Origin of the sequence: Sphingomonas kyeonggiensis, assembly GCF_014204495.1 — a bacterium.
GTDB classification, from domain to species: domain Bacteria; phylum Pseudomonadota; class Alphaproteobacteria; order Sphingomonadales; family Sphingomonadaceae; genus Sphingomonas; species Sphingomonas kyeonggiensis_A.
Genome location: NZ_JACHLN010000003.1, coordinates 817,062 through 839,181 on the forward strand (window position 1 = coordinate 817,062; position 22,120 = coordinate 839,181).

Annotated in this window: 20 protein-coding genes; 14 read left to right on the forward strand and 6 right to left on the reverse strand. The window is 67.1% G+C overall.

Features of this window, described 5'->3' with window-relative positions:
* The first annotated feature begins 52 nt into the window (after nt 1-52).
* The gene (gene manD / locus HNP52_RS17925) at nt 53-1,264 is read left to right on the forward strand and encodes a D-mannonate dehydratase ManD (protein WP_184168973.1); all 1,212 of its coding nucleotides are present in this window, start codon (nt 53-55) and stop codon (nt 1,262-1,264) included.
* Nucleotides 1,265-1,532: 268 nt separating this feature from the next.
* Here manD and HNP52_RS17930 read toward each other — a convergent pair whose 3' ends face one another.
* The 3 genes from HNP52_RS17930 to HNP52_RS17940 are packed head-to-tail and all read right to left on the reverse strand — an operon-like array spanning nt 1,533 to nt 3,770.
* Nucleotides 1,533-1,706 (reverse strand): DUF1508 domain-containing protein, encoded by a 174-nt coding sequence (locus tag HNP52_RS17930; protein ID WP_184168974.1) that lies wholly within the window; start codon nt 1,704-1,706, stop codon nt 1,533-1,535.
* Between the two features lie 34 nt (nt 1,707-1,740).
* Complete coding sequence (locus HNP52_RS17935) at nt 1,741-2,826, reverse strand: FAD-binding oxidoreductase (RefSeq protein ID WP_184168975.1); 1,086 nt, start codon at nt 2,824-2,826, stop codon at nt 1,741-1,743.
* Complete coding sequence (locus tag HNP52_RS17940; RefSeq protein WP_184168976.1) at nt 2,826-3,770, reverse strand: alpha/beta fold hydrolase; 945 nt, start codon at nt 3,768-3,770, stop codon at nt 2,826-2,828. Before HNP52_RS17940 ends, HNP52_RS17935 begins: the two co-directional genes overlap by 1 nt.
* A 49-nt stretch (nt 3,771-3,819) precedes the next feature.
* Between HNP52_RS17940 and HNP52_RS17945 the strand changes: the two genes are divergently transcribed.
* The 10 genes from HNP52_RS17945 to HNP52_RS17990 all read left to right on the forward strand — a co-directional run bounded on the left by HNP52_RS17945 (nt 3,820) and on the right by HNP52_RS17990 (nt 13,716).
* Complete coding sequence (locus tag HNP52_RS17945; protein ID WP_184168977.1) at nt 3,820-4,293, forward strand: prepilin peptidase; 474 nt, start codon at nt 3,820-3,822, stop codon at nt 4,291-4,293.
* A gap of 62 nt (nt 4,294-4,355) precedes the next feature.
* On the forward strand, nt 4,356-5,387 hold the full coding sequence (gene cpaB / locus HNP52_RS17950) for a Flp pilus assembly protein CpaB (protein WP_184168978.1): 1,032 nt from the start codon (nt 4,356-4,358) through the stop codon (nt 5,385-5,387).
* A gap of 1 nt (nt 5,388) precedes the next feature.
* Nucleotides 5,389-7,110, forward strand: a complete 1,722-nt coding sequence (locus tag HNP52_RS17955; RefSeq protein WP_184168979.1) for a type II and III secretion system protein family protein — start codon at nt 5,389-5,391, stop codon at nt 7,108-7,110.
* A 29-nt stretch (nt 7,111-7,139) separates the two neighbouring features.
* On the forward strand, nt 7,140-7,766 hold the full coding sequence (locus HNP52_RS17960) for a CpaD family pilus assembly lipoprotein (protein ID WP_311768512.1): 627 nt from the start codon (nt 7,140-7,142) through the stop codon (nt 7,764-7,766).
* On the forward strand, nt 7,763-9,055 hold the full coding sequence (locus HNP52_RS17965; RefSeq protein WP_184168981.1) for a pilus assembly protein CpaE: 1,293 nt from the start codon (nt 7,763-7,765) through the stop codon (nt 9,053-9,055). The genes HNP52_RS17960 and HNP52_RS17965 overlap by 4 nt, the downstream gene beginning before the upstream one ends.
* Nucleotides 9,056-9,106: 51 nt before the next feature.
* Nucleotides 9,107-10,087 (forward strand): type II secretion system F family protein, encoded by a 981-nt coding sequence (locus tag HNP52_RS17970; protein ID WP_184168982.1) that lies wholly within the window; start codon nt 9,107-9,109, stop codon nt 10,085-10,087.
* A gap of 4 nt (nt 10,088-10,091) precedes the next feature.
* Nucleotides 10,092-11,099: a type II secretion system F family protein gene (locus HNP52_RS17975; protein WP_184168983.1), complete on the forward strand. Its 1,008-nt coding sequence runs from the start codon at nt 10,092-10,094 to the stop codon at nt 11,097-11,099.
* 67 nt (nt 11,100-11,166) lie between these two features.
* Nucleotides 11,167-11,742 carry a hypothetical protein gene (locus HNP52_RS17980; RefSeq protein WP_184168984.1) on the forward strand — a complete coding sequence of 192 codons (576 nt, stop codon included), beginning with the start codon at nt 11,167-11,169 and terminating at the stop codon, nt 11,740-11,742.
* A 12-nt stretch (nt 11,743-11,754) separates the two neighbouring features.
* A complete protein-coding gene (locus HNP52_RS17985; protein WP_184168985.1) occupies nt 11,755-12,264 on the forward strand; it encodes a hypothetical protein in 510 nt (169 codons plus the stop codon).
* 219 nt (nt 12,265-12,483) lie between these two features.
* The gene (locus HNP52_RS17990; RefSeq protein WP_184168986.1) at nt 12,484-13,716 is read left to right on the forward strand and encodes a serine hydrolase domain-containing protein; all 1,233 of its coding nucleotides are present in this window, start codon (nt 12,484-12,486) and stop codon (nt 13,714-13,716) included.
* A gap of 15 nt (nt 13,717-13,731) precedes the next feature.
* On the opposite strand, the gene ppdK is transcribed toward HNP52_RS17990, so the two are convergent.
* From ppdK to HNP52_RS18005, 3 genes are all read right to left on the reverse strand, one after another.
* Nucleotides 13,732-16,398, reverse strand: a complete 2,667-nt coding sequence (gene ppdK / locus HNP52_RS17995) for a pyruvate, phosphate dikinase (RefSeq protein WP_184168987.1) — start codon at nt 16,396-16,398, stop codon at nt 13,732-13,734.
* 280 nt (nt 16,399-16,678) lie between these two features.
* Entirely contained in the window at nt 16,679-19,030 is a 2,352-nt protein-coding gene (glyS, locus tag HNP52_RS18000; RefSeq protein ID WP_184168988.1) for a glycine--tRNA ligase subunit beta, read from the reverse strand.
* Entirely contained in the window at nt 19,027-19,920 is an 894-nt protein-coding gene (locus HNP52_RS18005; protein ID WP_184168989.1) for a glycine--tRNA ligase subunit alpha, read from the reverse strand. Before HNP52_RS18005 ends, glyS begins: the two co-directional genes overlap by 4 nt.
* Before the next feature lie 81 nt (nt 19,921-20,001).
* On the opposite strand from HNP52_RS18005, the gene HNP52_RS18010 reads away from it, so the two are divergent.
* From HNP52_RS18010 to HNP52_RS18020, 3 genes are all read left to right on the forward strand, one after another.
* Entirely contained in the window at nt 20,002-20,901 is a 900-nt protein-coding gene (locus HNP52_RS18010) for a TraB/GumN family protein (protein ID WP_260396206.1), read from the forward strand.
* 191 nt (nt 20,902-21,092) lie between these two features.
* Nucleotides 21,093-21,422, forward strand: coding sequence for a helix-turn-helix transcriptional regulator (locus HNP52_RS18015; protein WP_184168990.1), 330 nt, complete (start codon nt 21,093-21,095; stop codon nt 21,420-21,422).
* On the forward strand, nt 21,419-21,895 hold the full coding sequence (locus HNP52_RS18020) for an SRPBCC domain-containing protein (protein ID WP_184168991.1): 477 nt from the start codon (nt 21,419-21,421) through the stop codon (nt 21,893-21,895). The genes HNP52_RS18015 and HNP52_RS18020 overlap by 4 nt, the downstream gene beginning before the upstream one ends.
* Nucleotides 21,896-22,120: the final 225 nt, after the last annotated feature.

Here is a 22,120-nt window from a genome sequence, read left to right on the forward strand (position 1 = left end):
ACGATAGGTCATACAAGTGGATATTGGCCTGACCACTTGAGAGGGTTTACACTTGCCACGTATCACTGCCGCCCGCGTTATCGTGACGCGCCCCGGCCGCAACTTTGTAACGCTGAAGATCGAGACGGACGAGGGCGTTTATGGCCTCGGCGACGCGACGCTCAACGGCCGTGAACTGGCGGTGGCCAGCTACCTCAACGATCACGTGATTCCGTGCCTGATCGGCCGCGATGCGCACAGCATCGAGGATATCTGGCAGTATCTGTACAAGGGCGCGTACTGGCGCCGCGGCCCGGTGACGATGAGCGCGATCGCCGCGGTCGACATGGCGCTGTGGGACATCAAGGGCAAGCTGGCCAACATGCCGGTCTACCAGCTGCTCGGCGGCGCGGCGCGCGAGGGCTGCATGGTCTATGGCCATGCCAATGGCTCTGACATCAGCGAGACGATCGAGCGCGCCCATGAATATCTGGAGCAGGGCTACAAGGCCGTGCGCCTCCAGTCCGGCGTGCCGGGCATGGCCACGACCTATGGCGTGTCTGGCGAGCGCTTCTATTACGAGCCGGCCAAGGGATCGCTGCCCGAGGAATCGCAGTGGAGCACGTCGAAATACATGCGCTTCGTGCCGCAGCTTTTCGACAAGGCCCGCGAGTCGCTGGGCTGGGACATCCACCTGCTCCATGACGTCCACCACCGGCTGACTCCGATCGAGGCGGGGCGGCTGGGGAGGGATTTAGAACCCTATCGGCTGTTCTGGCTGGAAGACGCCACGCCGGCCGAAAACCAGGCCGCTTTCCGGCTTATCCGGCAGCACACCACCACGCCGCTGGCAGTGGGCGAGATCTTCAATTCGATCTGGGACGCCAAGCAGCTGATCGAGGAGCAGCTGATCGACTATATCCGCGCGACCGTGGTGCATGCCGGCGGCATCACCCATCTGCGCCGCGTGGCGGCACTGGCCGACCTCTACCAGGTGCGCACCGGCTGCCACGGCGCGACCGACCTGTCGCCGGTGTGCATGGCTGCGGCGCTGCACTTCGGCCTGTCGGTGCCCAATTTCGGCATCCAGGAATATATGCGCCATTCGGAGGAGACCGACGCGGTGTTCCCGCATGCCTACAGCCTCAACAACGGGCTGATGCACCCGGGCGACAAGCCGGGGCTGGGCGTGGACATCGATGAGGTCCTGGCCGCCAAGTACGAATACAAGCGCGCCTATCTGCCGGTGAACCGGCTCGAGGACGGGACGATGTTCAACTGGTGAGCCCGTGCCGGCGCTCGCCTACAGCGCGGCGCCGGCGACTCGCGAAAGTACACAAAGTACACGCCAAGAGCGGTTTTCGCGGGAGGCCTTGCCCCCGTTGTGACGGACGCGCGCAACAAGATTGCGCGCGCGTGATCCTATTTCATCCGACGATGCAAAGAGCGGTCGGGAAAGGGCCCTGACCGCGCCAGCCAAGCAGGCGAAATCCTACATTGCAAGCGATGGAGACGCTCCCCGGCGAAAGCCGGGGAACGGGAGTGGAAGAAGCTCAGCCCTCCTCGACCGGAGCGCCGGGGCCGTTCTTCTGGATCGACTCGATAGCGTTCTTCGCGCTCGCCTTGGTCGTGTAGCCTTCGGTCCAGAAGATCACTTCGCTGTTGTACTTGAACTTGGCGACATACTCGCCAGCCTTGTTCTGCTCGATCACGAACTTGTGTGCCATTCGCTTTCTCCCGGACTCAAACCGCTAACCTGGGTTAGCCGCCGAAACGTGCAGGCGAATAGGTGGCCGGGTCAATAGCCGCGACTGCCGGATCCGGCGTGTTGCCGAGCAGCAGCGCCGCGGCGAGCTGGGCGGCGGCAGGCGCCGTCTGGATGCCGAAGCCGCCCTGCCCCGCGCACCAGAAGAAGCCCGGCGCGTCCTGCGCGAAGCCATAGACCGGCAGGCGATCGGGCGCGAAGCTGCGCAGGCCGGCCCATTTGTGCTCGAGCTTCTCGATCCGCCAGTCGACGACATGCTCGAACCGGTCGATCGCCAGCGCGACGTCCAGATCCTCGGGCTGGGCGTCGCAGGGCGGGGTCTCGATCTCGTCATGCGGCGAGAGCCAGAGCCGGCCGCCCGCCTCCGGCTTCCAGTAGAAGCTGCCACCGATATGCGCGACCATCGGGCTGAGCGGCGCCGGCGCGGGATCGGTCTTCAACTGCATGATCGTGCGACGATAGGGCGTGATGCCGAGCGGAGTGACACCGGCCATCCCGGCCACCGGATCGGCCCAGGCGCCGGCGGCATTGACCAGCACATTGGCCTCGAACGCTCCCGCACGCGTCTCGAGCAGCCAGCGGCCGGCTTCGCGGCGGGCGGAGAGCAGGCCGGCATCGGTGTGGAGCACCGCCCCTGCCCGCTTCGCCGTGGCGAGCATGTCGCCGTGGAGCGCGCCGACATCGATATATTCGCAGCTCGGTTCGAGTACCCCAAGCGTCCATTCGGGGCGCAGGCCCGGGATCAGCGCCTGGGGATCGACGGCGCGCAACTCGACTCCGGTGCCCTCGAACTCGGCGAGGAAGGCATCGATCGTGCCCGCCTCATCGGCGCGGCCGATATGGACCGAGCCCATCGGCTCGAGATAGCCGCCGTCACGCAGGGGCGCGCCCGAGGCGGTGGTCAGCGGCTGGATCGCCGGGCCACCATAGCTTTCGGACCAGAAGGCGGCCGAGCGGCCGGTCGAGTGATAGCCGGCGCGGTCTTCCGCCTCGAGCAGCAGCACGCGCGCATGCGGCGCGATCTCGGCCGCGAGGCTGGCCCCGGCGATGCCGGCGCCGATGATCGCAACGTCATAGGCCATCAGCGGCGCTGGGCGCGGGCGGCGAGGAACAGATCGATCTCGCCGATCGCGCGATTGCGGACCTTGTCGCCCTCGCGCAGGATCTCGTGCGCGCTTTCCTTGCCGAAGCTGACGATGCGGGCGTCGGGCAGCCTGGGAACGATCTTCAGCGCTGCCCTGGCGTCGACCAGCCCATCGGCCTTGGCGACCAGCGCAAGCACGGGGACCGGCATCTTCCTGAGCCTGGGATTGCCGGCAAGCTCGCGCATCGACTTGAACGCCTGGATCAGCCAGCGCCAGCTCGGCGGGCCGGTGACGATCTCGGGATTGTGCTGCTGCCAGAAGATCTCGTCCGAATAGCGATCGCGATCATGGGTGAGCAGATTGGCGCGGGTCTCGGTGGTGTAGGGCTTCTCGTTGCTCTTCCAGGCCGGGCGGGTGGGATCGCCGACTCCGCCCAGGATGCGCGCGGCGCGCTCGGCAAAGGGCCCCAGCGCGCTCTTCACGCCGAGCATCGGTGCGACGATCACCGCGGCATCGGGACGGATCGCGCCTTCGACCAGCCCGCGCAGGATCAGATGGCCGCCCATCGAATGGCCCATCACGACATGCGGCCCCGGAGTCGCGGCTTCCCATTCGGCATAGAAGGCGCGCAGATCGGCGATGAAGCTGTCGAAGCTGTCGATATCGCCGCAATTGGCGCGCGAGGTGAGCCGGCCCGAACCGCCCTGGCCGCGCCAGTCGAACGAAGTGATCGTCCAGCCCTGCTCGTGCCAGTGGTGGAACGCCTCCAGATACTTCTCGAAGATGTCGCCCCGGCCGCCCTGGAACAGGATCGAGCCACGCGGCGTGGCGGTCTCGGCGGGCCAGGCGAAGGCGCGCAGGTGCCAGCCATCGGGCGCGGTCCAGTGGTGGACCTTGGCCCCGGCGGGGAGGGTACGGCGAATATCCGGATTTTCACGCATATCGCTTGGTTACGTTTTGATAAGCCGTCCCGTCTAGGACTTTGCTCCTATGGGGGAGTGGTTCGTCACCTTGCTGCTTGTTGCGCTCGCGCTGCTGCTCGTCTCGGCGGGCATCCAGGACGCGCGCACCCGTGAGATCGCCAACTGGAAGAATGCGGCCATCGCGCTGATGGCGCCGCTCTGGTGGTGGGCGAACGGGCTGGCCCTGTGGCCGGACATGGCACTGCAGCTGGGCATCGCCACGCTGGTCTTCGGCTTCTTCCTGGGCGCCTTCGCGCTGGGGCAGATGGGCGGCGGCGACGTGAAGATGATCGGCGCGCTCGCACTATGGCTGCCGATGCAGCCACTGGTGTGGATGCTGGTGCTGATGTCGCTGATCGGCGGCGGGCTAACCCTGGTGATGGTGATCGAGAAGAAACTGCGGCCGGCCCGGGGGGGACCTGTGGAAATTCCTTATGGCGTGGCCATCGCAATCGCAGCGCTGCTCGTTCTTCGCGAACCGATTTTTAACCAGTTCGGGTGAATACTTAACGCTGGCGCAACCACAACGCCGACGTTTTTTTGAGAAGGCTTGGGAATAGCGAAATGGATGCACGCAAGCTGATCCTGCTCGTCGGTGCGCTGGTCGTGGCCGCAATTACCGCATTCATGGCGCGCAGCCTGATGAGCGGCGCACCCGCGCCCCAGGCCGGGGCCGTGCCTGCCGCGGTGCAGCCGCAGAACACCACCGAGGTGCTCGTCGCCAAGCGCGAGCTGCCCGTGGGCACCATCCTCGACGCCCAGTCGCTCGAATTCCGCCCCTGGCCCAAGGAGCTGGTCGAGGGCGCCTATTATGTGAAGAGCGAATCGGATCCGGCCAAGCTGGTCGGCACCGTGGTCCGCTTCCCGATTCCCGCTGGCCAGCCGGTGACCCAGGGCGCGCTGGTGAAGCCCGGCGACCGCGGCTTCCTCGCCGCCGCGCTCGGCGCCGGCATGCGTGCGGTCACCGTGCCCGTCTCGACCCAGAGCGCCGTTGCCGGCTTCGTCTTCCCGGGCGACCGGATCGACCTGGTGCTGACCCAGTCGGTGTCGGGCGGTGGCGATGGCCCGCCGCTCAAGGCTTCGGAGACGATCCTGCGCAACCTGCGCGTGCTCGCCACCGACCAGAAGACCGACAAGCAGACCGACGACAAGGGCAACACCATCGTCAACACCTTCTCGACCGTGACGGTCGAGGCGACTCCGAAGATCGCCGAGAAGATCGCGGTGGCACAGACCATCGGCACGCTCTCGCTGTCGCTGCGCTCGATCGCCGACAACCAGGGCGAGCTCGAGGAAGCGATCGCCGCGGGCGACGTCGAAGTGCCGACCGATCCGAAGAAGGAAAAGGAAATGATCGCCAAGGTGGCGACGCGTCCCCAGGAGGGCGCGACCACCTTCGCCACCGGCGCCGACGTGTCGCGCTTCCAGCGCAGCACCGTTCCGGCCAAGCCGCGCGACGCCGCCCCGATGGGCGGTGCCCCGGCCGGCGCGGCACCGGGCCAAGGCTATCCGGGTGCGGTCGCTCCGCGCGGCCCGGTCGTCACCATCGTTCGCGGCAATGCCGAGACCGCCGTTGCTCTGGGGGGCAAGAACTAAGATGACCAGCAAGCTTCTTCTGAAGCGCTCGCTTGCCGCGATCGTGTCGACCGCGATGGTCGGCGCGCCGGCGACCGGCTTCGCCCAGTCCGCCAAGGCCAAGCGCCCGCACCAGACCCGCCCCAGCCAGGCGCGCGCCAATGTCGGCGTCGCCAGCCTGCCGGCCGGCACCCAGCGCCCGACCAGCGAGATCCTGCTGTCGATCGGCGAGGGCCAGCTGATCACGCTGCCGGGCAATGTAGCGAACGTCTGGACGTCGAACCCCGGCGTGGCGGACGTCTATGTCAACAATCCGCGCCAGATCCACCTGTTCGGCAAGGACTTCGGCGAAGCGACCGTGTTCGCCACCAGCGCCTCGGGCGCGGTGGTGTTCTCGACCACCGTCCGCGTCGCGCAGAACCTCACTTCGATCGACCGGATGATCAAGGTCGCGATGCCGGATGCCGACATCCAGGTGACCACGGTCGGCCAGATCGCGGTGCTGAACGGCACGGTGAAGTCCCCGCAGGACAGCGAGCAGGCCCAGCGCCTGGTCACCAGCCTGCTCAACCCGGGCGTCAACGGCAGCGATCCGAACGCCCAGGTGAAGATCGCGGTGATCAACCGGCTGAAGACCGCCACGCCGCTGCAGGTGCAGCTGCAGGTGAAGTTCGCCGAGGTGAGCCGCAGCTTCGTCAAGAATATCGGCGTGAACTTCACGACCAAGGACTCGACCGGCGGCTTCCAGTTCGGCCTGGCCCAGGGCCGCAGCCCGGGCTCGTTCACCGCCGCCGACCTGGCCAAATATCCGGTCGCGACGATGACGCAGAACGGCGTCAGCATCACCGGCGCCTATGATCCCTCGACCGGCCAGTTCCTCAACCCGCGCGCGAGCGGCCTGGCCGACATCACCCGCGGCTCGGACAATGCCACCATGGGCCTGGCCGGCAAGCTGTTCGGCCTGGACGTGCTCTCGGCGATCGACATCGGCGAGACGATCGGCCAGGTGACGACGCTGGCCAATCCGAACCTGACCGCGCGCTCGGGCGAGACCGCCAACTTCCTGGCCGGCGGCGAGATCCCGATCCCCGTGGCGCAGGGCCTGGGCACCACCACCGTCGAGTACAAGCAGTACGGCATCAGCCTGGCGTTCACGCCGACGGTGCTGAGCGATGGCCGCATCTCGCTTCGGGTCCGCCCCGAAGTGTCGCAGCTGACCTCGGCCGGCGCGGTGCAGCTCAACGGCGTCACCATCCCCGCGCTCAGCACGCGCCGCAGCGAGACCACGGTCGAGCTCGGTTCGGGCGAGAGCATGGTGATCGGCGGCCTGCTGCAGAACAGCCACAACAACACCGTCACCAAGACGCCCGGCCTGGGCGACGTGCCGGTGCTCGGCGCGCTGTTCCGCTCCAACGGCTTCCAGCGCAACGAGACCGAGCTGGTGATCGTGATCACCCCGTATCTGGTGAAGCCGGTCAACGCGAACCAGATCGTGCTGCCGACCGACGGCTACCGTGCGCCGAACGACCTGGAGCGCGTGCTCCTGGGCTCGCTGTCCGGCAAGGACAAGACCAACGATCGTCCCAAGCCGAGCATGGCGCCGGCCGATGGCCAGCCCGCGGTGGGCGCCTTCTCGCCCGCGCCGACCAACCAGCCCGTCGCGCCCGTCCAGGTCGCGCCGGCTCCCAACAACAACCGCAAGCAGAAGAAGGGTGGCTCCGCGGCCCCCGGCTTCGGCTTCTGATCCCGATGCGACTGACGAGGAGATCGCCCGTGCTTCCGCGCTTCACTCCCCTGCTCGTCCCGGCGCTGCTGCTCGCAGGCTGCGGCACCTATAATGGCGGCGTCGAATCGGTGCATCAGCCGGTCGTGCAGCGTAACGACTATGTGCTCGACCTGCAGACCACCGGCTATGGCCTGGCCGCGGGCGAGAGCCAGCGCCTGGCCGGCTGGATGTCGGCGATGAACCTGCGCTACGGCGACCGCGTGGCGATCGACGACGGCGCCGCCGGCACCACCGGCCGCCAGGAAATCGCCGCCGAGGCGGGCCGCTACGGCCTGATCCTCGCCGATCGCGCGCCGGTGACCGCCGGCCAGATCGCGCCGGGCACGATCCGCGTGGTCGTTACCCGGATGACCGCCGCGGTGCCGGGCTGCCCCGACAATTCGCGCCCCGCCGAATATACGTTCGAGGCGAGCACCAGCTCCAACTATGGCTGCTCCACCAACGCCAACCTCGCCGCGATGATCGCCGATCCGGCCGATCTCGTCCGCGGCGCCCCCGGCTCGCCCACCGGCGACCCGGCGACCAGCGCCAAGGCGATCGGTGCCTTCCGCACGGCAGCGCCCTCGGGCGCCGGCGGCGCCACGCTGAACTCTGGTGGGAGCACGCCGAAGTGAACGCGCCCTTCAATCCCGCCCGCACCGGGCATCGCGATCCGTTCGTTGCCTTCGTCTGCGACGAGGCGACGGCGGAGATCCTGCGTCCGATCGCCGTCGAGCTCGGCTGGTCGCCGGAAAAGGTCAACAAGGGCGGCCTGCGCAACGCGGTCCAGACCCTGTCGGTCTCGGCCAGCCCGAACATCCTGTTCGTCGACCTGTCCGAGAGCGGCGATCCGCTGAACGACATCAACGCGCTCGCCGAAGTCTGCGAGCCGGGCACGGTCGTGATCGCATCGGGCCAGGTCAATGACGTGCGCCTGTATCGCGACCTCGTCGCGAGCGGCATCCACGACTATCTGCTCAAGCCGCTGAACCCGGATGCGCTGCGCGATGCCTTCGCCCAGGCGCAGACCGCGCTCAACGCGCCCAAGGCCGCCGAGACCGGCGCCGAGCGCACGCACTGCGCGGTGGCGGTGATCGGTACCCGCGGTGGCGCCGGCGCTTCGACGATCGCGACTTCGCTCGCCTGGCTGATGGGCGAGAAGCAGGGCCGCACCACGGCGCTGCTCGACCTCGACGTGCATTTCGGCACGGGCGCGCTCGCGCTCGACCTGGAACCCGGCCGCGGCCTGACCGACGCGATCGAGAATCCGAGCCGCATCGACGGCCTGTTCATCGAGCGCGCGATGGTGCGCGCGTCGGACCGGCTCGCGGTGCTCAGCGCCGAGGCGCCGATCCACTCGCCGATCATGACCGACGGCGCGGCCTTCTATCAGCTGCAGGAAGAGATCCGCACCGCCTTCGAGTGCACCGTGGTCGACCTGCCGCGCTCGATGCTGGTCAACCATCCGCACCTGATCACCGATGTGCAGGTGGCCGTGCTGGTGACCGAGCTGACGCTCGCCGCCGCGCGTGACGCGATCCGCATCCTCAGCTGGTTCAAATCGAACGCGCCGCAGACCCAGGTCATCGTGGTCGCGAACAAAATCCAGCAGGCGGGCGTTCTGGAGATCAGCCGCAAGGACTTCGAAGGCTCGATCGAGCGCAAGATCGACTTCCTGCTGCCGTTCGACGCCAAGCTGGCATCGCAATCGGCCAAGCTGGGCAAGCCGCTTGCCGAGGTGGGCCGGAGCAACAAGGGCGTGGCACCGCTGGGTGACCTTGCCCAGCGCATCGTCGGCATCGCCGATTCGGGCACCGATGACGGCGGCGCCAAGGCGAAGGCCAAGGGCGGAAAGCCGGCCAAGGGCGGCGGTTCGCTGCTCGAGAAGTTCAAGGTGAAGATGCCGGTCAAGGCAAGGAAGTAACCTTTGCGCAGCCAGGCTGCGCGGGGATCACACAGGCGGAGTTAGCGCGGCGTGGACATGCTGCCGGTATTGATGCTCGCTGGAGGCACCTTCCTGGTGCTCGTGCTGATGGTGTTCGCCTTTTCGGGCCCATCCGCCGAGCGCGCAGGCGCGCGCCGCGTGAAGACGATGCGCGAGCGCCACGTGGTGAGCGCCGTCGGCGCCAACGCGATGGAAGCGCAGATGCGCCGGGTGGCCGCCGCCCGCGCGACCAAGATGGACGCGACCGCCGCCCGCTTCCTGCCCAATCCGGCCCTGCTCCAGAAGCGCCTGAACATGACGGGCAAGCCATGGACGCTTGGCCAGTACATGATGGTCAGCGCCGGCCTCACGCTGGTGCCCGCCGGCCTGATCCTGCTCCAGGGCCTGCCGATCCTGCTGGCGCTGGGCGTCGGCCTGTTCCTGGGCGTCGGCCTTCCGCACTTCGTGGTCGGCTTCTTCATCAAGCGCCGCGTCGCCAAGTTCACCTCCAAGTTTCCCGACGCGATCGAGCTGCTCGTGCGCGGCCTGCGCTCGGGCCTGCCGATCACCGAGACGATGGGCGTGGTCGGGCAGGAAGTCGAAGGCCCGGTGGGCGAGGAATTCCGCGCGGTCAGCGACAAGATGAAGATCGGCAAGTCGCTCGACACCGCGCTGCAGGAAACCGCGGACCGGCTCGGCACGCCCGAATTCCAGTTCTTCACCATCACCATCCAGATCCAGCGCGAGACCGGCGGCAACCTGGCCGAGACGCTGGCCAACCTGGCCGACGTGCTGCGCAAGCGCGCCCAGATGAAGCTGAAGATCAAGGCGATGTCCTCGGAATCCAAGGCGTCGGCACTGATCGTGGGCGCCCTGCCCTTCATCGTGTTCACGCTCGTGTGGTTCATCAACAACAACTACATGGCCAATTTCTTCCAGGACGAGCGGCTGATGATGATCGGCGGCGGCGGCCTGATCTGGATGGGGCTCGGCGCCTTCATCATGGCCAAGATGGTCAACTTCGAGATCTGATGCGATGAACGGCGCACCTCCTTCCGGCCCGACGATCATGGGCATCGACATCATCTGGGTGGCCTCGATCCTGTCGGCCGTCGCCGCCTTCGCGGTGCTGCTGGCGATCTACGCCGCCACCACGGTGCGCGACCCGATGGCCAAGCGCGTCAAGTCGCTCAACGAGCGCCGCGAGCAGCTCAAGGCGGGTATCACCGCCTCCACGTCGAAGCGCCGCGCCAAGCTGGTCCAGAAGAGCGAGACCACCGACCGGATCCGCTCGCTGCTTTCCTCGATGAAGGTCCTGCAGGACAGCCAGGTCAAGCAGGCGCAGACCAAGCTGCTCCAGGCCGGCATCCGTCGCAAGGAATTCGCGGTCGCGGTGATCTTCGGCCGCCTGGTCCTGCCGATCGTGATCGGCGGGCCGATGCTCTATTTCGTCTACGGCACCGAGATGTTCGCGGACTGGAGCCCGATGAAGGCCTATGGCCTGGTCGCCGGCAGCTTCATCCTCGCCTACAAGTTCCCCGACATCTACCTGAAGAACAAGATCACCAAGCGCAGCGCCGCGATCCGCAAGGGCCTGCCCGACGCGCTCGACCTGCTGGTGATCTGTGCCGAAGCGGGACTCACCGTCGACGCCGCCTTCGCGCGCGTCTCCAAGGAACTGGGCAAGGCCTATCCGGAGCTGGGCGAGGAGTTCCAGTTGACCGCGATCGAGCTGGGCTTCCTCACCGATCGCCGCCAGGCCTTCGAGAATCTCGCCGAGCGCATCGACCTCGACTCGATCCGCGGCGTGGTCACCACGATGATTCAGACCGAGAAATACGGTACGCCGCTCGCCTCGGCGCTACGTGTGCTCTCGGCCGAATTCCGCAACGAGCGCATGATGCGCGCCGAGGAAAAGGCCGCCCGCCTGCCCGCGATCATGACCGTGCCGCTGATCCTGTTCATCCTGCCGGTGCTGTTCATCGTGATCCTTGGCCCGGCGGCCTGCTCGATCAACGACGCACTGATCTCCAAGGGCCCTTAACCAATTTCGGTAGCGCGACCTGCCCGGGCGGGATAGCTTCCCGCCCGACTAAGGGGAGGTCGACTCGATGCATGATTTGCCGTTCCAGACGATCACGCAGCTCGCCGGGCTGGGTCTGACGCTGATCGCCGGCTGGTTCCTGGGGCTCGCCAGCCACAGCGGCAGCCGCAAATGGCGCCAGCGCCTCGAGGAGGAAGAGATCGACAACGCGGGCTATCGCGACCGCGCCGAGAGCGACCTGCGCGACTCCGCCCGCCGCATCCGCGACCTGGAAGCCGAGAACGCCAAGCTGCGGGCAACTGCAGCGGCACCGGTGGCCGAGCCCGTCGCCGTCGCCGCCGCGCCGGAACCCGCACCCCAGCCCGAAGGCCATTCGACCGCAACCGTGGCTGCAGCCGCGGTCGCCGGGGCCGTTGCCGGCGCCGCGGTCACCCATGCGGTGGAATCGCACGAAGCGGCCGCGCCGGCCGAAACGGCTCCCGCCGAGCCGGCACCCGCTCCGGAACCCGTCGCGCACGCCGAACCCGTGCATGTCGAGGAAGCGCCGGCTGCCGTTGCCCCCGCCGAGCCGGTGGCGCATGACGAGCCCCCGCATGCGGAGCCGGCAGCCGCCGAGCCCGCACACCCAGAGCACGCCCACTAGGATCGTTCGATAATGCCGCTTCCGTTCGAAACCGCGACGCAGTTTGCGGCGCTGGGACTGACTCTGGTCGCCGGCTGGTTCCTGGGGCTGGCCAGCCGCTCGGGCGGGGCGAAGTGGCGCGAGCGCTATCAGGACGAGGAACTGGAGCACGCGCGCACCCGCGACGAGGCCGAGGAACGCATCCGCGCGCTCCAGGCCGAAGTGAAGGCGCTGCGTGGCCAGGTCCCTGCCCCGCCGGTCGTCGCCGACGACAAGCCGGGTGCCGCCTGGCGCGGCTGGTTCGGCTGGGGCCGCGACAATCTGGTGCGGATCAAGGGCATCGACGACGCCCAGGCGAAGCGGCTCAACGAGCTGGGCATCAAGACCTATCGCGAGATCGAGAAGATGGCGCCCGCCGACGAGGCGGCGCTGGAGCAGCGACTCGAGCTGCCCGCCGGCACGATCGCCGAACAGGGCTGGCGCGAACAGGCCGCGCTGCTCGCCGCCGGCAACGAGCGCGCGCATGCGGAGAAGTTCGGCTGATCGCCCGCGACTTTCTTCGCCAAGCATAGGTACTGAACGGTTTTTTTACGATGCCGATTGGCCCGGCATCGGCTATAGGCGTGCGCGGGATCGCTCTTTCGTCGCCGGCATCGATCGCCCGAATCGGACCGGCTTGGCGCGCACCAGCCCAGTGCCTCTGTCTTTCGGAGAAGAGCCGTGAAGTTGCAGCACGTCCTCGTAGCGATTCCCCTTCTTGGCGTGGCGGCGCCGGCCCTGGGCCAGGTTACCGTCCGCCCGCAGCTCCAGGTAACCGCCCAGGACCTTCGCCAGGTCTCCCCCCGCGAACTGCGCCAGCGCTTTCCGGCGCAGGACCAGCCGGTCAGCCGCCCCTACAAGCTGCGCCCCGCAAGCTCGGGCAGCTGGCTCCCCAAGGGCGGCATCAAGATCAACCAGGAAGCACTCGCCGTCGCGCAGATCGCGCAGAAGGTGAAGACCCAGTTCGCCGGCAAGGCGGTCGGCTGGTCGGTGACGGTAATGGCCCCCGGCGGCGCGACGGCGACCGCCGCGGGCGGTTCGGCGCGCCGTGCCCCCGACCCCAGCCCGCGCGCGATGAGCGACCAGGAACGCATCACCATCGCCAGCGTGAGCAAGACGATCACCGCCGCCACGCTGATGCGGGTGATGGCGCAGAAGAACGTCACGCTCGATGACAAGGCATACAAGTACCTGCCGAGCGACTGGACCTTCGACGCGAAGTTCAAGGAAGTCAGCATTCGCCAGCTGCTGAGCCACACCAGCGGCATCTGGGACGATAATTGCGGGATCGGCTTCGACACGCTCAAGGCCTGCGCGGCCAAGGCGCCGAACATCAACAAGGCCTATCGCTACGCCAATACCAACTACGCCTTCCAGCGCGTCATGCTGGTCCGCATGTACGGCATCACCGCGAGCAGCGGCGCGGACTATGGCGAGCAATATCACCTGATCGTCAATCGCCAGACCTTCAACAGCGCGGGCATGCCCTTCCTCACCTGCAAGTCGCCCCAACCCCGCCCGGCGCTGAGCTACAAGTCGAGCAAGGACAATGGCTCGGGCGCGTATAATGCCGACAATTTCGACTTCACCACGGTGCTGCCCGGCCAGGACTGGGGGGACATGACCGCGGTGTGCGGGTCGCAGGGCTGGAACCTGAACTCGCGCGAGCTCGCCTGGTTCATGCACGACCTGATGCTGACCGAGAAGATCCTGCCCCAGGCGACGGTGGACCAGATGCGCGACGGCAATCTGGGGATGTTCTACGCCGATTATGGCGGCGGCCTCACCGCCTATTACCATGGCGGCTACCACCCGGCCGGTTGGAACAAGGGCGAGATCAACACGCTGATCATCACCTACAGCAACGGCATCACCATCGGCGCGGTGATCAACTCGCGCTACAATGGCGACTTTGGCGGGGAACTGGCCGCCGCCGTGAAAGCCGTGATGCCCTGAACCGCGCGCGGCGGCTCAGGCGGGGTTTCGCAACGCCGCCTGCGCCGCCGCCAGCCGCGCGATCGGTACGCGGTAGGGCGAGGCCGACACGTAATCGAGCCTGGTCTCCTCGCAGAACGCGATCGAAGCCGGATCGCCGCCATGCTCGCCGCAGATGCCGAGCTTGATGTCGGGCCGGGTCGCCCGGCCGCGCTCGGCGGCGATCGCGATCAGCTCGCCCACGCCTTCGACATCGAGGCTGACGAACGGATCCTTGGCGTAGATCCCCTTCTCCACATAGGTGGTGAGGAACTTGGCCGCGTCGTCGCGCGAGACGCCGAGCGTCGTCTGAGTCAGGTCGTTGGTGCCGAACGAGAAGAAGGCGCCGACCTCGGCGATCTCGCCGGCGCGCAGCGCGGCGCGGGGCAGCTCGATCATCGTGCCGACCAGATACTCGATCGTGCGGTCCTGCTCTTCGAACACGTCCTTCGCGGCGCGATCGACCACCGCCTTCATCAGGCTGAGTTCCTTGGCGGTGGCGACGAGCGGGATCATGATCTCGGGGATCGGCGCCTCGCCGCTATTCTCGGCGACGATGCACGCCGCCTCGAAGATGGCGCGGGCCTGCATCTCGTAGATCTCGGGATAGGTCACGCCCAGGCGACAGCCGCGATGGCCGAGCATCGGGTTGAACTCGTGCAGCTCAGCGGCGCGGCGCTTGAGCGTCTCGACGTCGAGCCCGGCGGCCGCCGCGACTTCGGCGAACTCGGCTTCCTCGTGCGGCAGGAACTCGTGGAGCGGCGGATCGAGCAGGCGGATCGTGCAGGGCAGCCCGGCCATGACCTCGAAGATCTCGACGAAGTCGCTGCGCTGCTCGGGGAGCAGCTTCTCCAGCGCGACACGGCGCCCGGCCTCGTCAGAGGCGAGGATCATCTCGCGCACCGCGGTGACGCGCGACGGCTCGAAGAACATGTGCTCGGTCCGGCAAAGCCCGATGCCCTCGGCGCCGAAATCGCGCGCGGTGCGGCAATCAAGCGGGGTCTCGGCGTTGGTGCGCACCTTGAGCCGGCGCTTGGCATCGGCCCAGACCATAAGCGTGCCGAAATCGCCGGCGAGCTCGGGCTGCACCGTAGGCACCGCGCCGAGCATCACTTCGCCAGTCGAGCCGTCGATCGTGACGAGATCGCCTTCGCGCACCTCGCGGCTGCCGACGCGCAGCAGCTTCTCGCGCGCGTTGATCGCCAGGCTGCCGGCGCCCGAGACGCAGGGCCGGCCCATGCCGCGCGCGACCACCGCGGCGTGGCTGGTCATGCCGCCACGCGCGGTCAGGATACCCTTGGCGGCGTGCATGCCGTGAATGTCCTCGGGGCTGGTCTCGACGCGGATCAGGATCACGCTGTCGCCGGCATTGGCGCGCTTTTCGGCAGTGTCGCTGTCGAACACCGCGATGCCCGAAGCGGCGCCCGGCGACGCCGGAAGCCCCTTGGTCAGCACATCGCGCACCGCATTGGGGTCGAGCGTCGGGTGGAGCAGCTGGTCGAGCGCCGCCGGATCGACGCGGAGGATCGCTTCCTCCTGGGTGATCAGCCCCTCGTTCGCCATGTCGATCGCGATCTTGAGCGCGGCCTTGGCGGTGCGCTTGCCCGAGCGGGTCTGCAGCATCCAGAGCTTGCCGCGTTCGACGGTGAACTCGATGTCCTGCATGTCGCGATAGTGCTTCTCGAGCGTCTCGAAGACGGCCGCGAGCTGGGCATAGACCTCGGGCATCGCCTCTTCCATCGAGGCGGGCTTGGCGCCGGCCTTCTCGCGGGCGGCCCGGGTCAGATATTGCGGGGTACGGATGCCGGCGACGACGTCCTCGCCCTGGGCATTGATCAGGAACTCGCCATAGTATGCGTTCTCACCCGTCGAGGGATCGCGGGTGAAGGCCACGCCCGTCGCCGAGGTGTCGCCCATATTGCCGAACACCATCGCCTGGACGTTGACCGCGGTACCCCAGTCGCCGGGGATGTCGTTGAGGCGGCGATAGACCTTGGCGCGCTCCGACTGCCACGAGCCGAACACCGAGCCGATCGCGCCCCAGAGCTGGTCGTGCACGTCCTGCGGGAACGGCTTGCCCCAAAGCTCCTCGACGATCGCCTTGTACTCGGCGACCAGCGCCTGCCAGTCCCTGGCAGTCAGCTCGGTGTCGAGATTATAGCCGCGGTCTTCCTTGGCGATCTCCAGCGCTTCCTCGAAGCGGCCGTGATCGAGCTCGAGCACCACGTCGGAATACATCTGGATGAAGCGGCGATAGCTGTCCCAGGCGAAGCGCTCGTCGCCGCTGATCGTGGCAAGGCCGACGACGGTGGTGTCGTTGAGGCCGAGGTTCAGCACCGTGTCCATCATGCCCGGCATCGACGCGCGCGCGCCGGAGCGGACCGAGACGAGCAGCGGATCGGCCGCGTCGCCGAACTTCTTGCCGGTGATGCCCTCGATATGGGCGATGCCGTTGGCGACTTCGGCCTTCACGCTCTCGGGGAAGATCCCGCCCTGGTCGTAATAGACCGCGCACATCGGCGTGCTGATCGTGAAACCCGGAGGCACCGGCAGGCCGATCGAGGCCATGCCATCGAGGTTCGCACCCTTGCCGCCGAGCAGGTTCTTGTCGCCCTTGCCTCCGTCCGACACACTCCCGCCGAAGCGGTACACGTACTGCGTCATTCCCGTCCCTTCTTAAGGCTTGGGCAGGCGCGTACCGCAGGTGCGAACAAGGGGAAACCCGCTGACTACGTTGTCAGAAGGCAAGTTTTGCTTGGCCGTGATCAAATCACGGCAAGACACCGGTTACGTAAGATAAATCACTTCTGCACCGTGCGCCAATGAGTAAGCATCACCCGCTGATCCCCGGCGAAAGCCGGGGGCCCAGAGTCGCAAGCGATGTAGCAGGTAAACCCTGGGCCCCGGCTTTCGCCGGGGATCAGCCAACGGAACGCCGCTCGGATCAGCCCTCGATCTTCGAGAAGTCGGCGACGTTGTTCACCGCGTCGCGGATGCGCGCGAGCAGGCCCAGGCGCATCTCGCGCTTGAACTCGTCCGGATCGACCACGGTGACATCGTCGAAGAACTTGTCGATCGGCGCGCGGAGCGAGGCGAGCGCAGCCATCGCCGCTTCGTAATCCTCGGCCTCTACCGCAGCTTCTGCCTTGGGCTCGGCAGCGTCGAGCGCTTCGCGCAGCGCGGCCTCGGCGGGCTCGGCCTCGTAGATCTCGTTGTCCGCGACTTCGCCCGGCGCCCAGCTCTCCTTCTTGAGGATATTGGCGGCGCGCTTGTAGCCTGCGAGCAGGTTGCGGCCGTCCTCCGAAGTGACGAAGGACTGGAGCGCCTTCACCCGGGCGAGCAATCGAACGAGATCGTCTTCGCCACCCAGCGCGAACACCGCGTCGATCAGGTCGTGGCGGACGCCGGCTTCCTTCTGCTGGACCTTGAGGCGGTCGGCGAAGAAGTCGAGCACGTTCGGAGGGGTTTCGGCGGCCGCACTTACAAATACAGCTATCGACTCATCCTCTTCGCTTGGGCGGAAAGAGGGGCTACTTACGATAGCGGCTTCGATTTCCTGCTGCTGCTGAGGCGTGCTGGCTATTGCTCTCGCGGCCTTACTGGCAACGGCTTGGCGTATGACCGCAAGCCGGGTACCGTAGTTCCGGGCATGCAACTTCGTTGCTTCGACCACGGCAGAATTCAACGCGAGCCTTAGTCCAGCTTCTTCAATCGTCCTGATTACCGCCAAGGACGCCCGTCGAAGCGCGAACGGATCGCGCGACCCAGTCGGCATCTCGCCGATTAGGAAAAATCCGGCAATCGTATCCAGCTTGTCTGCGAGGCTCACCGCCACCGTCACCGGCGCGGTGGGGACATCATCTCCTTGGCCGACCGGCTTGTAGTGGTCGCGGATCGCTTCGGCGACGGCTGCGGGCTCGCCCTGCGCGGCGGCGTAATAGCCGCCCATCAGGCCCTGGAGCTCGGGGAACTCGCCGACCATGCCGGTGACGAGATCGGCCTTGGCGAGGCGCGCCGCGCGCTCGGCCATATCCGCCAATTCCGTCATCCCGGCGGAAGCCGGGATCTCGTGCGGCTCCTGTCCCGCGCCATCGCCTGAGACCCCGGCTTTCGCCGGGGTGACGATATTGGATTCAACCAGCCAGCGCGCCAGCTTCGCGACGCGGTCGACCTTGTCGGCCACCGTGCCCAGCTTCTCGTGGAAGACGATCTTCTCGAGCTTGGGGGTGAGGTCCTCGAGGCGGGTCTTGAGGTCGGTCTCGTAGAAGAAGCGCGCGTCCGAAAGGCGAGCGGCGAGGACCTTCTGGTTGCCCTCGACGATCTTCTCGCCACCGTCGGCGGCGTCGATGTTGGCCACGCAGACGAACGCGTTGGCGAGCTTGCCCGCAGCATCGCGGCAAACGAAATACTTCTGGTTCACGCGCGCGGTGAGCTGGATCACTTCGGGCGGCACGTCGAGGAAGGCTTCGTCGAAGCGGCCGAGCAGCGGCATCGGCCATTCGGTGAGGCCGGCATTCTCGTAGAGCAGCCCCTCATCCTCGATCAGCGTCAGGCCCGCCTTTTGCGCAGCCATCTTGGCGCCCAGCGCGATGATGTTGCGGCGCTCGGCACCGTCGACGATCACGTGGCAGGCGCGCAGCTTCTCGATGTAATCGGCGGCCGAGCCGATCGTGATCCCGCCCGGGTGGTGGAAGCGGTGACCGACCGTGACCGAGGCGCTCTTCACCCCGGCGATCTCGACCGGGACCAGCTTGTCGCCGAGCAGCGCGATGATGCCCTGGAGCGGACGCACCCAGCGCAGGCTTTCGGTCGAGGAGGAGGCAGCGCCCCAGCGCATCGACTTGGGCCAGGGGAAGGCGGTGATCGCGCTGGTGATCGCGCTGGCGAGCACCGAGCCGGCGACGATGCCGGGGCGGTCGATCACCGCGAACAGCACCTTGTTGCCCTTGCCGTCGTCGCGCTCGACGAGCTGCTCGCGGCTGAGGCCGGTCGAGCGCAGGAAGCCCTCGATCGCCTGGGCCGGAGCATCGGCGCGGGGCCCCTTGCGCTCCTCGCTGGCGGCAGCGGTCATCGCCGCGACGCCGCGGACGATCAGCGCGAGGCGGCGCGGGGTGGCGTAGCTCTCGATGCTGGCGAACGGCAGGTTGAGCGCGTTGAGCCGCGCCTCGAACAGCGCGGCCAGATCGGCGCGCGCCTTTTCCTGCATGCGCGCGGGAATTTCCTCCGAGCGGAGTTCGAGCAGGAAGTCTTCGGTCGAGGCGCCCGTGTTCGGAGTGCCGTCAATCTGCGCGCTCATACCGTCCACTCCGGATACTTGGCTTGCCAGGTGGGCGTCATGTGCTGGATCCACGCTTCGCAGCTGCCCTTGGCGAGGTCGCGCACGCGGCCGATATAGGCCTGGCGCTCGGCGACGGAGATCACGCCGCGGGCCTGGAGCAGGTTGAACAGATGGCTGGCCTCGATCGCCTGCTCATAGGCGGCGATGGGCACGTTGTTGGCCAGGCAGTTCTCGCATTCGGCCACGGCCTTGCGGAAGCCCTCGAACAAGGTCTCGGTATCGGCGACCTCGAAATTGTACTTCGACATCTGCTTCTCGTTCTCGAGAAACACGTCGCCATAGCTCACGCCCTGGTCGTTGAAGGCGAGGTCGTACACGCTGTCGACATTCTGGATGTACATCGCCAGGCGCTCGAGCCCGTAGGTGAGCTCGCCGGCGACGGGCTTGCAGTCGAAGCCGCCCATCTGCTGGAAATAGGTGAACTGGGTCACCTCCATGCCGTCGCACCAGACTTCCCAGCCCAGGCCCCAGGCGCCGAGCGTGGGCGATTCCCAATCGTCCTCGACGAAGCGGATATCGTGCTTGGTGAAGTCGATGCCGATCGCGGCGAGCGAGCCCAGATAGAGGTTCTGCAGGTCGCTCGGGCTCGGCTTCAGGATCACCTGATACTGGTAGTAATGCTGGAGCCGGTTCGGGTTCTCGCCATAGCGGCCGTCGGTCGGGCGGCGGCAGGGCTGGACGAAGGCGGCGTTCCACGGCTCCGGGCCGAGGGCGCGCAAGGTCGTCGCCGGGTGGAAGGTGCCCGCGCCCATGCGCATGTCATAGGGCTGGAGGATCACGCAGCCCTTCTCCGCCCAATAGTCATGGAGCGTGAGGATCATGCGCTGGAAGCTGAGAGGCTGTGCCATAGCCTTGCGCTTTGGCGTCTCCTCTCCTGACGGTCAATGCCGGTGCTGGATCGTGCAGGCTTTCGCGGCTACCGCTTCGGGATGACCGGTAGCCAAGTGATCCGCCGCCTGATCCCCGCGCTGATGGCGCTAACCCTTTGGGGCTGCGGGCAGAAGGCGCCTGCCCCGGCCGAGAAGGCCGATCCGGCTTTGTGGGTGGTCAAGGACCACGACACCACCATCTACCTGTTCGGCACCGTCCATGTCCTCAAGCCCGGCATCAACTGGTTCCAGGGCGGGCTCAAGCAGGCGTTCGACAAGGCCGACACGCTGGTGCTCGAACTGGTGATGCCGCCCGATGCCGAGATGCAGGCGATCGTCGCCGAGCTGGGCACCGCCGCCGGTGGCCCGCCGCTGACCGAGCAGCTGCCCGCCGCCGAGGCCGGGAAGATGCGCGCGGCGCTGCCCAAACTCGGCATGGCCGCCGATTCGCTCGACCGGGCCGAGCCGTGGCTGGCCGCGACGCTCCTGTCGGTGCTGCCGCTCAAGCAGCTGGGATATGACGACAAACAGGGCGCCGAGCTGACCCTGACCAATGCCGCCAAGGCCGCGGGCAAGAAGCTGGAGGGGCTGGAGACCGCGCGGCAGCAGCTGGGCTATTTCGACGCGCTGCCCCTGCCCGCCCAGCGCAAGCTGCTGGTCGAGACGATCGACGACCTGCCCGAGGCCGGCAGCAAGATCGACCAGGCCGTCATCGCCTGGCGCAAGGGCGATGCCGATGGGCTGGCCCGGCTGGTCAATGCCGACATGGCCTCCGCCCCCGAAGTGACCGAGGCGCTGCTGGTTCGCCGCAACCGCAACTGGGCGGACTGGATTTCCCAGCGAATGGGGCAGCCTGGCACGGTGTTCGTCGCCGTGGGAGCCGGGCATCTGGCGGGGGACCAGAGCGTGCAGGCGGAGCTGGCCAAGCGCGGGCTGAAGGTGGAGCGGGTTCGGTATTGAGCCCAGCCCATAACCGTCATCCCGGCGAAAGCCGGGATCTCGTGCCGTATCGCGCCTTCGCCTGAGATCCCGGCTTTCGCCGGGATGACGACTGCACACATCATACGCCGAAGTGCGCAAAGGTTGCGCCGTGGCTTGACTCCGGGCCGACTCATATTTAACTAGTAGGTTATATAGCCAAAAGGTTAGATATGGACGCCCTGAGCAACACCTTTGCCGCCCTGGCCGACCCGACCCGCCGCGCGATCCTGGCGCGGCTGGCGCTGGGGGAAGCGAATGTGGGGGAGCTGGCCCAGCCCTTTGCGATCAGTGGCCCGGCGGTGACCAAGCATCTCAAGGTGCTCGAACAGGCCGGGCTGATTTCGCGCAGCCGGGTGGCGCAGCAGCGGCCGGCGAAGCTGGAGCCCGAGGCGCTCAGGGCCGCGAGCGAGTGGCTGGGCGAATATCGCCGCTTCTGGGACGCGAAGTTCGACGACCTCGACGCCTATCTGGCGAAACTGCAGACGGGAGAGACGGAATGAACGCGAATGTTGGCATTGGCCGCGAAGTGACGATCGACCGCGTCTTTGCGGCGCCGCGCGAACTGGTCTTCGATTGCATGACGCGGAGCGAGCACCTCGAAAAATGGTGGGGCCCGCACGGGTTCGACGTGCCGTTCTGCGAGAGCGATGCCCGCCCGGGTGGTAAAGTGCGCATCGATATGCGGGGACCGGAACCGTACGGTACCAACCCGGTGCAGGGCGAGTTCGAGGCGGTCGACCGGCCCGAACGGCTGGTGATGGTGCTGCGCGGCTTTCCCGGCGAGGACGGCAGCTGGGGGATCGAGCACCGCACCACCATGGTCTTCACCGACGCACCGGGGGGCGGCACCCGCATGCAGATGTCGACGGTGGTACTGCAGGTGAGCGAGGCGCTGCTGCCGGCGCTCGACGGGATGCGCGAAGGGTGGAGCCAGAGCTTCGAGAAGCTGGAAACGCTGTTGCGCCAACTTTAGGGACAACTATGCGTCATCCCCGCGAAAGCGGGGACCCATCTCCTGCCCGAGCAGCAACTTACATCGGTTGTATTTGCGGACGGTCCGGGAGATGGCCCCCCGCTTTCGCGGGGGTGACGGTTATTGTGCGCATCACCACACACAACCTTGCTTTCCCCTGCCCCCTCCGCTATGCGCGCGCCTTCCGTGCCAGGGTCATCCCTGGAGGCCTGGCCGGATTGAACT